Origin of the sequence: Actinomadura sp. KC345, from assembly GCF_004348515.1 — a bacterium.
In the GTDB taxonomy this organism is placed as follows: Bacteria; Actinomycetota; Actinomycetes; order Streptosporangiales; family Streptosporangiaceae; genus Spirillospora.
Genome location: NZ_SMKH01000310.1, coordinates 1 through 8,667, shown reverse-complemented (window position 1 = coordinate 8,667; position 8,667 = coordinate 1). Strand labels below are relative to the sequence as shown.

Here is an 8,667-nt window from a genome sequence, read left to right as displayed (position 1 = left end):
CCCACATCCTGGTCATTGCCACCAACCCCCGGATCCCCGACCAGGCGCGGCGCGCACCGGGACGGGGCGCCGGGCAGGTGCGCGGCTCGGCCGGCTCAGGCGCGGGTCGGGCGGCTGACCAGGGGTCGCGTGGTGCGGACCTGGTCGGGGACGGGCATGCGCGGGAATCGGGGCCGGTGGCGTCCGGGGTGGTCCGGGTCGCGATGAGTGCGGAGACGTCCGTCTGGCACGGCGGGCGCGGGGGCCTCGCCGCGCTGCGGCCGGGGCGGTCCGTGATCGTCCGGCTGAAGGACGGCGGGCCGGGCGCCGACCGCGTCTGGGTCGACATCGGGCGGGTGACCGGCACGATCCTGGCGTCCGGGAGGGACACCGTCGAGGTGGACATGGGCCCCCATCGGGGGCGGGCGCATGTGGTGATCCCTCCGCAGGTCTTCGAGCGGGTGCTGGTCCGGCATCCGCGGCTGGAGCCCGGATACCTGATCGACGTGCTCTGCGTGTGGTCGCCGAGCGGTCCGCTGGCGGTTCGTCCGGGCACGTCGCAGCCCGGCTACCGCGCGGACGATCTCGCCGCGCCGGAGGCGACCGCGTCCGTGCCCGGCGTGCTGCGCGGGACGGCGACCTGGTTCGGGGCGGCGGACGGCAGGACTCCGGACGGGGCGGCCTACCCGGCGGTCGACTCCGAGGGGGACGCCGGGGGGTGCGCGGACGCCCCGTCCGGTTGCGTCCCGTTCCCGTACCTGTCGCTCGGCAGCGAGATCGCCGTCCACAACGAGTGCGGTGGGCGCGCGGTCTCCATGCCGGTGGTCGAGTGCGGCTGCATGGCGGCCCGCTTCTGCGACAGGTGCGTGGAATGCGACGCGTCCCCGCGCGGGCGGATCGTCGAGCTGACGCCCGCCGTGTTCGCGGGGCTCGGCGGCGAACTGGTGGCGGGCTGCTTCAACGTCGCCGTCCGGCCGGACGCGCCGTCCGAGGCGGCGGGGAGGGCCGCGGGATGGTGACCACGTTCCAGAACTCGCAGGTTCTCCTGCTGGCGGCGGTGCTGCTGGCCGCCTGCCTGGCGAAGCTGACGGTCCGGGAGCATCCGGCGGCCGGGCCCGACCACGTCCACGGCGTGCCGGTGCCGGCCGGGCTCGCGCGGCTTTCCGCGCTGCGCGACAGCCGCGGGTTGACGCTGGGGGTCGGGCTCGGCGAGGGCGTCCTCGGGCTGGCGCTCCTCGTGACTTCGCACCTGTCGGTGCGGCTGGCGACCGCGCTGGCGTTCGCCGCCGCGACGTGGGTGGTCAGCGAGTTGCGGGTCGGCCGCCCGGACGCCGGGTGCGGGTGTTTCGGCGGGCTGAGCGGCAAGCGGGTCGGACGGCGGAGCGTGCTGCGGACGGTGCTGTTCACGGCGGCGGCCGTCACCGCGCTGGGGGCCCCGCTCGCCGGCCTGGACGTGCTGCGGGGCGTCGAGGCCGGGGTCGCGCTCGTGCTCGCGGTGGAACTCGCGCTGTTCGCGGCGCTGTCGCCGGAGCTGTCGGCGCTGGTCGAACGCCGCCGGCTGCGGCAGGGCCACGGCCGCCCGGCGATGCCGTGCGAGCGGCGGCGCAGCCCGATCCAGGAGACGTACACGACCTTGTACGAGAGCCCCGCGTGGCTGGAGCACGAGGACGTCATCGCGAGCGCGGTGGCGCTGGACGTGTGGCGGGAGGGCTGCTGGCGATTCGTGGTCTTCCCGGTCCGCGTGGACGGGCAGCACATGGAGATCGTGTTCGGGGTGTCGACCGCCGAACGGGACAGGACCGTCCGATCAGCCCTCGTGGCACCGGAAACGACCCTCTCTCCCGCTCTCTAGCCCTTTCTTGGACCTGTCCAAGAAAGGGCTGGCAACCTCTCGCGTCGATGCCCATGCCGGAGTTGGAGACGGCGTCACCGACGATCGCGCCTGGGACGGGCCAGAGTCAGTCCGCAGGCTGTCGATCTCGAACGTTCACGCCAGGCGTGCTTCCCGGCCGCACAACCGACCGTGTGGAGCGGGCTTCTTCGTTTGCCTAGGGGTTTCTACAAGAAAACCTAGAAGGCCTTAGAAAAACCCAGAGGGCATGCGAGCGGAATCTATGGCTTTCTACGGCCACGACTAGATGACCGAATACTTGGCTGACGAACCGGTTCGATGCAGCTTTCTACCGCTCTCTAGCAATCTCGCTAGAGACCCGGATAAAGCCGAAGCGGCCGGTGGTCAGGCGGGTTGGGAGCGGAGGAACGTGCCGAAGTGGGGCACGGTGAACGCGACCAGGCCGCGTTCGGCGCTGTAGATGAGGCCCTTCTTGATGAGTCCGTCGCGGGCGGGCGACAGGCTGGACGGTTTGCGGCCCAGCTCGTCGGCGACGGACGCGGTGGACACCGGGTCGTCGCCGAGCATGGCCATCGCGCGCATGTAGTCGCGCTCGGCCGGGGTGGCGCGCTCGTAGCGGCTGCCGAAGAAGCCGACCGCGAGTTCGCTCTCCGCCTCCGGCGCGGCGACCTTGATGTCGTCGGCGGTGATCGGGGTGTCGGGTGCCACGTCCCAGACGACCTTCGCGTACGCCTGGACGAAGTAGGGATAGCCGTCGGCCGCGCCGTACAGCGCGTCGAGGGCGTCCTCCGTGAAGGTGACCTCCTCACGTTCGGCGGGAGCCAGCAGGGCGAAATCGGCGGACGCGCGGTCGAGCCGGTCTATGCGCGCGTAGCGGAAGAGCCGCTCGGAGTAGGACTTGCTCGCCGACAGGACGGCCGGCAGATGCGGGAGCCCCGCACCCACCACGATCAGCGGGCCGCCGACCTGGGACAGCTCGTGGCACGCCGCGCACAGCGCGGAGACGTCGTCGGCCGGGATGTCCTGCATCTCGTCCACGAACAGCGCGATCCCGACGCCGACGTCGGTCGCGACGGACGCGGCGTCGACGAACAGCTCGGTCAGGTCGATCTCCAGGTCGCCGGAGTCGGCGCGGCCGCGCGAGGCGGGCACGTCGATACCGGGCTGCCAGCGGTGCACCCGGGCCTTCGCCTTGCCGGACGGCTCCGGCTCGGCCTGCGCGAACGCCTTCAGCACGCCGAGGAACTCCTCGATGCGGTCGGGTGCGCGGTGCCGGGGCGCCAGCTCCCGGACGGCCCGGTGCAGCGCCGAGGCGACCGGCCGCCGGATCGACTGGTCGGGGCGGGCCTCGATCTTCCCGGTCCCCCACAGCCGCTGGATCGCCATCGACCGGAACGCGTTGAGCAGCACGGTCTTGCCCACCCCGCGCAGCCCGGTGACGATCATGCTGCGCTCGGGACGGCCGCGGGCCACCCGTTCGATCACCACCTCGAACTGCTTGAGCTCACGGTCGCGGCCGGCCAGCTCCGGGGGGCGCTGCCCGGCGCCAGGGGCATAGGGATTGCGCACGGGGTCCACGCTCTCGGACTCTATGAGGCGATATAGCTGCGGGCGTAGATTTGCGTAGAAACCACTGCGGCGTGTCGCGCGCTCCCGCCTCCCGCACCGCGCCGCGCCGTCCGCTCCCCTCGTACCGCCGGGATGCGGGGCCACCGTCGCCGCCATGTCGCCTCCCCGGCCGCACGTCCAGTCCCGTCGAACCTCTGTTCGACTATTCGAACACACTAGCGCACGACCCCGCCACCGTCATCCGAACCCGGGGAACCGCCGCGACGAATCCGGAAAGAGAACGGCCACGCGCCCACCTTCCGGTGGTACGCGTGGCCGTTGAGCGGGGTCCGGCCGCGCCGCCGACGCGGCGCGGCCGGGAGTTCGGTCAGGCGAGGGGTTCGTCCGCGGCGGATCGGTGCGGGACCTTCTCGGCCGGGACGGTGCCCATGCGGCCTGCCTGGAAGTCCTCGAACGCCTGGACGATCTCCTCGCGGGTGTTCATCACGAACGGGCCGTACCGCGCGATCGGCTCCCGGATCGGGAGGCCGCCGAGGACGAGGATCTCCCAGCCGTTCGGGCTCGCGGCGGGCTGACCGTCGGCGGCGCGGACGACGAGGCCGTCACCGGTACCCCTGCCGTGGGAGCCGGCGAAGACCGCGAGCTGCCCCTCGTCCACCGCGGTCTCCTCGGCCCCGGCCGTCCCGCGCCCGGACAGCACGTACACGAGCGCGTTGAACTCGCGCGGCCAGGGCAGGGTGAGACGCGCACCGGGCGCGACCGTCGCGTGCAGGTAGTTGATGGGCGTGTAGGTCACGCCGGGGCCGTCGTATCCGGCGAGCGACCCGGCGATGACGCGGACCAGGGACGAGCCGTCATCGGCGGCCAGCAGCTTGACGTCGCGGGCCTCGATGTCCTGGTAGCGCGGCGGGACCCACTTCTGGGCGCGGGGCAGGTTGACCCAGAGCTGGATGCCGTGGAACAGACCGCCCTTGGTCACCAGTTCCGGCGGCGGCTGCTCGATGTGCTGGATTCCGGACGCGGCCGTCATCCACTGGGTGGCGCCGTCGGAGATGAGGCCGCCGCCGCCGGTCGTGTCCTGGTGCTCGAACGCCCCGTCGATGATGTAGGTGACGGTCTCGAACCCGCGGTGCGGATGCCACGGGGTTCCCTTCGCCTCGCCCGGCGCGTACTCGACGGCGCCCATGTGGTCGAGGAGCAGGAACGGGTCGGCCAGGGACAGGTCCACCCCCGGGAAGGGGCGCCGGACCTGGAAGCCCTCGCCCTCAAGGTGGCGCGCGGCGGTCACGACCTTGGCCACGCGGCGCCAGTCGGTGTCGGCCTCCGGGAGCAAAGGCAGGCGGGGAAGGGTCAGCGGGTCGGCCATCACGGCGGGCATCGGGGTCTCCCCTCGTTCGGGTGCCCGTCCCACGACCGGGCGGTGCACTGCCCGGCACAACCTGGTTGATGCTTCAACTATTCCGGCGCTCCGGTGCAGCGGGATCCTGCTACGGTGAAGATAGCCGGGATTAGTTGAAGATTCAACCTGAGCCCGTATACTCGGGAGTATGAGCGAACCCCGCTGGCTCGATGCCACCCAGCAGCGCGATTGGCGGGCGTACGTCGACGGAAGCGTCCGGCTCACCGAGATCATGGACCGCGACCTGAAGACCAAGCACGGGCTGTCGGTCTCGGAGTACGAGATCCTCGTCCGCCTGTCCGAGGCGCCCGAGCGGCGGCTGCGCATGGCGGAACTGGCCGAGAACGCCAGCCAGTCGCGCAGCCGGCTGTCGCACACCTGCTCCCGTCTGGAATCGAAGAGCCTGGTCAAGCGGGACAGCTGCGCCAACGACAAGCGCGGCGTCTTCGCCATACTGACCGACGAGGGCTACGCCGTGCTCGAACGCGCCGCCCGCGACCACGTCGAAACCGTCCGGACGTACTTCATCGACGTCGTCGAGCCCGACGACCTCGAAGCCGTCGGCCGCGCCTTCGCGCTCGTCCTCAAACGCCTCGGCCCCACGACCTGACCCGCCGCCCCGACCTCGCGGCCGGCGCCCGCGCCTTCGTCTACAGGGGGACGGTCACACCGGTCAGGAAGCCGACGGAGACCAGGGTCAGGGTCACCCAGGCGAGCATCATGCCGATGCCGAACGTCCGCCAGCGGCCGCCGACCTTCCAGACGAGCAGGCCGCCGAGCCCGAAGGCCAGTACGAGGAGGGTGATGAACTGGGGCAGCAGGCTCGGCCGGTGGCTCATCATCAGCGGCGCCCACATCATCACCACGTCGACGAACAGGAAGACGCCGAAGCCCGACGCGAGCGCCTTGACGTCATGGCCGAGGAAGGCGCGGACGCGCTCCGCGAGCATCTGGGCCCTGTCGGTCCGCAGGCGCGGGTGCCCGTCCGCCGCAGGCTCGACCTCCACATGGTGCGCCACGGCGAAGATCTCGTCTTCGAGGCTCGGGAGGTCCTTCTCCTGAGGTTCCGCCATCCCGCTCCCTGATGCCGGAGACCGCCGGACGACATGCCCGGCGCATGAACGAGGTTCACGGCCCGTCCGTCCGGCCTCTTTCCAGCGGGCGCGCCGTCAAACGCACGGTAGCGGGTCAAGGGTGGCACACATAGGCCATCCGGCGTGCCATCCTGGAAAGATGCCAGGTAGAAGGCCCATTCGCAGCGCGGCGGCGATCGTCGCCCTGGTCGCCGTGACGTCCGCCGCCGCTTGCGGCGGCGACTCCGAAGAGCCGACGCCGACCGCGACACCGCCCACCTCGGACGGGACGCCCGCTCCCTCGGCGACGCCGACCGAGCAGAAGTTCCAGGCGGACATCACGAAGGTCACCGCCGGCGACCTCGAGCACTCCTGGCGGGAGGGCTGCCCCGTCCCGCCCTCGGGGCTTCGCATGATCGAGATGACCTACTGGGGCATGGACGACAAGCCGCACACCGGCGGGCGGCTGGTCGTCAACGCCGAGGCGGCCGAGGACCTCGTCGGCGTGTTCCGGAAGCTGTACAACGCCCGCTACCCGATCGAGCGCATGGAACCGGTCGACAAGTACCGGGGCAGCGACTTCCAGTCGATCGAGGCCAACAACACCTCGGCCTTCAACTGCCGCCAGGCGACCGGGTCGAACTCCTTCTCCCAGCACGCCTACGGCCTGGCGGTCGACATCAACCCCTGCCAGAACCCGTACGTCTACGCGGACGGGCGCATCGCCCACGAGGACTGCACGAAGTTCAAGAACCGCGACAGGAAGGCCCCCGGCATGATCCACGCCGGCGACAAGGTCGTCGACGCGTTCGACTCGATCGGCTGGGGCTGGGGCGGCGAGTGGAGCGGCGCCAAGGACTACCAGCACTTCAGCAGCAACGGCCGGTGACCCGGCCGCGGCCGTCACATCATCATCACCGCGGCCACGACGATCACGACGACGGCCACGACGGCGGCGATGCCGACGATGAGGGCGACGTTGGGCCCGGACTTCTGGGATTGGGCCTGGTCGGCGAAGTTCTGAAACTGGTGGGTCGTTCCCGCCGGATCGTTGGGTGTCTGCGCCATGCCGAAGAGGGTAACGGATACACAACGGGGCGGTCTGTCCGTTCTGCCCCACGGACACATCGCTCATGACATCAAGCGGAGAGTGTGGGATTCGAACCCACGAGGACTGTCCCCAGCCCTGGGCGCTTTCAAGGCGCCTGCACTAGTCCACTATGCGAACTCTCCAGATGACCGCCGTCTCCAGCGGCCCCCGCCCACGATAGCGGTCACGACCCGGTACCTTCGACCGCTTAACGCCGAGCACCGTCGCCGCCGGGCTCACGGCTCCGGTGTGTCCCGGACGGCGTAGCCGGGGATCGAGGGCCAGCGGACGGTCATGACGACCGACTCCTCCTCGGCGAGCCACGAGTGGTCGACGCCGCGTCCCCAGACCACGTAGTCGCCCTGTTCGGCCAGGACCACGTCACCCTCCGGGAACTCCAGCCGGAACCTGCCGCTGATCAGGACGAGCAGCGCGGTCCGCTTCTCCCCGTCCGTCCACGCGGCGCGGCGCTCCCCCTTCGGGTGGACGCCCCATTTGATCTCGACCTCGTCGCTGTGCCGGAGGTCGCCGGCCGGTTTGAAGTGACCGAGCAGCCAACCGTGATCGCCGGCCGCGTCCGGGCCCGCCTTCCCCACATACACGCCGTCCACAGGTCGCGACCGTACTCCTCGCGGTCACGCCTCGGGAGGACGTTGGAAGGCGAAGCCGTCGCCGACGACGGCGGCGAGGTTCAGGTACGCCTCCCGGGTCGCGGGGGCGAGCTGCTCCAGCTCGACCTCGGCCCCTTCTTCCAGGTGGTCGTCGTAGGGGATGCGGACGACGCCGCGGCAGCGGCTCTCGAAGTGCGACTGGAGCTTGTCCAGGTCGACCTGGCTGCGCGTCCGGTTGCGGACCATCGACAGCACGACCACGCCGTTGCGGACGAGGTGACCGTGGTCGTGGGCCTCCAGCCAGTCGAGGGTGGCGCTCGCGGAACGGGCGCCGTCCACCGACGGGGAGCTGACCAGGACGAGCTGGTCGGCGAGGCTCAGCACGCCCGCCATCGCGGAATGCAGCAGCCCGGTGCCGCAGTCGGTGATGCAGACCGAGTAGTACTGCTCCAGGACGACGGCGACGGCGGCGTAGTCGTCGGCGCTGAACGCCTCGCTGACCGCCGGGTCACGGTCGGACGCGAGGATCTCCAGGCGCGCCTCGTTCTGCGAGGTGAACGCGCGCACGTCGGCGTACCGGCTGATCTGGTCGCGGTTGTTGAGCAGGTCCCGGACGGTCGCGGCCGTCTCCAGCCGGACCTTGTCCGACAGCGTCCCGCGGTCGGGGTTGGCGTCCACCGCGATGACGCGGTCGCCGCGGAACGACCCCAGCATCGAGCCGAGCCCGGTCGTGGTGGTCGTCTTGCCGACGCCGCCCTTCAGCGACATGACGGCGACCCGGTGGTGCCCGCCCGACACGATGGTGCGCGCCCTGGCGATCAGATCCTTGCGGCGGACGTCGCTCTGCGATTCGCCCGGGTGGATGCTGCCCGCGGTCGCCTTGTAGACCGCCCGCCGCCAGCCCGACGACGGCGCGATGCGCCGCTCACCGAGCAGGTTCTCGGAGCTGAGGCTGTCGGCGTTCTGCGGCTCCTGCGGGTGCTGTGCCTGCGGGTGCGCCTGGGGAGGGAGCCCCTGGGGGTACTGCTCGTGGGCGTACTGCTCCTGGGGGTACTGCTCCTGGGGGTACTGCTCCTGGGGGTACTGCTCGTGGG

At 71.1% G+C, this 8,667-nt stretch carries 10 protein-coding genes and 1 tRNA gene; 4 read left to right on the top strand and 7 right to left on the bottom strand.

What is annotated here, in order from left to right:
- Both E1281_RS33390 and E1281_RS33385 read left to right on the top strand, forming a co-directional pair.
- On the top strand, positions 1-998 hold a 998-nt coding region (locus tag E1281_RS33390; RefSeq protein WP_207943648.1), incomplete at its 5' end, for a hypothetical protein.
- On the top strand, positions 992-1,831 hold the full coding sequence (locus tag E1281_RS33385; protein ID WP_131883704.1) for a MauE/DoxX family redox-associated membrane protein: 840 nt from the start codon (positions 992-994) through the stop codon (positions 1,829-1,831). The genes E1281_RS33390 and E1281_RS33385, both read left to right, overlap by 7 nt.
- 384 nt (positions 1,832-2,215) lie before the next feature.
- Here the strand turns inward: E1281_RS33385 and E1281_RS33380 are convergent, their stop codons facing one another.
- Together E1281_RS33380 and E1281_RS33375 are read right to left on the bottom strand one after the other, a co-directional pair.
- Positions 2,216-3,409 carry an ATP-binding protein gene (locus E1281_RS33380; protein WP_131883703.1) on the bottom strand — a complete coding sequence of 398 codons (1,194 nt, stop codon included), beginning with the start codon at positions 3,407-3,409 and terminating at the stop codon, positions 2,216-2,218.
- A gap of 358 nt (positions 3,410-3,767) precedes the next feature.
- A complete protein-coding gene (locus E1281_RS33375; RefSeq protein WP_131883702.1) occupies positions 3,768-4,778 on the bottom strand; it encodes a pirin family protein in 1,011 nt (336 codons plus the stop codon).
- 169 nt (positions 4,779-4,947) lie between these two features.
- Between E1281_RS33375 and E1281_RS33370 the strand changes: the two genes are divergently transcribed.
- The gene (locus tag E1281_RS33370; protein ID WP_131883701.1) at positions 4,948-5,409 is read left to right on the top strand and encodes a MarR family transcriptional regulator; all 462 of its coding nucleotides are present in this window, start codon (positions 4,948-4,950) and stop codon (positions 5,407-5,409) included.
- A gap of 40 nt (positions 5,410-5,449) precedes the next feature.
- Here E1281_RS33370 and E1281_RS33365 read toward each other — a convergent pair whose 3' ends face one another.
- The gene (locus E1281_RS33365) at positions 5,450-5,872 is read right to left on the bottom strand and encodes a hypothetical protein (protein WP_131883700.1); all 423 of its coding nucleotides are present in this window, start codon (positions 5,870-5,872) and stop codon (positions 5,450-5,452) included.
- 160 nt (positions 5,873-6,032) lie between these two features.
- Between E1281_RS33365 and E1281_RS33360 the strand changes: the two genes are divergently transcribed.
- Positions 6,033-6,761, top strand: a complete 729-nt coding sequence (locus E1281_RS33360; RefSeq protein ID WP_131883699.1) for a M15 family metallopeptidase — start codon at positions 6,033-6,035, stop codon at positions 6,759-6,761.
- 14 nt (positions 6,762-6,775) lie between these two features.
- Here the strand turns inward: E1281_RS33360 and E1281_RS40730 are convergent, their stop codons facing one another.
- From E1281_RS40730 to E1281_RS33345, 4 genes are all read right to left on the bottom strand, one after another.
- A complete protein-coding gene (locus E1281_RS40730; protein WP_165959215.1) occupies positions 6,776-6,940 on the bottom strand; it encodes a hypothetical protein in 165 nt (54 codons plus the stop codon).
- Between the two features lie 76 nt (positions 6,941-7,016).
- Positions 7,017-7,105: transfer RNA gene (locus E1281_RS33355), tRNA-Ser, on the bottom strand.
- Between the two features lie 93 nt (positions 7,106-7,198).
- Positions 7,199-7,573 carry a signal peptidase I gene (locus E1281_RS33350; protein ID WP_131883698.1) on the bottom strand — a complete coding sequence of 125 codons (375 nt, stop codon included), beginning with the start codon at positions 7,571-7,573 and terminating at the stop codon, positions 7,199-7,201.
- A gap of 24 nt (positions 7,574-7,597) precedes the next feature.
- On the bottom strand, positions 7,598-8,667 hold a 1,070-nt coding region (locus E1281_RS33345; protein ID WP_243717671.1), incomplete at its 5' end, for a MinD/ParA family protein.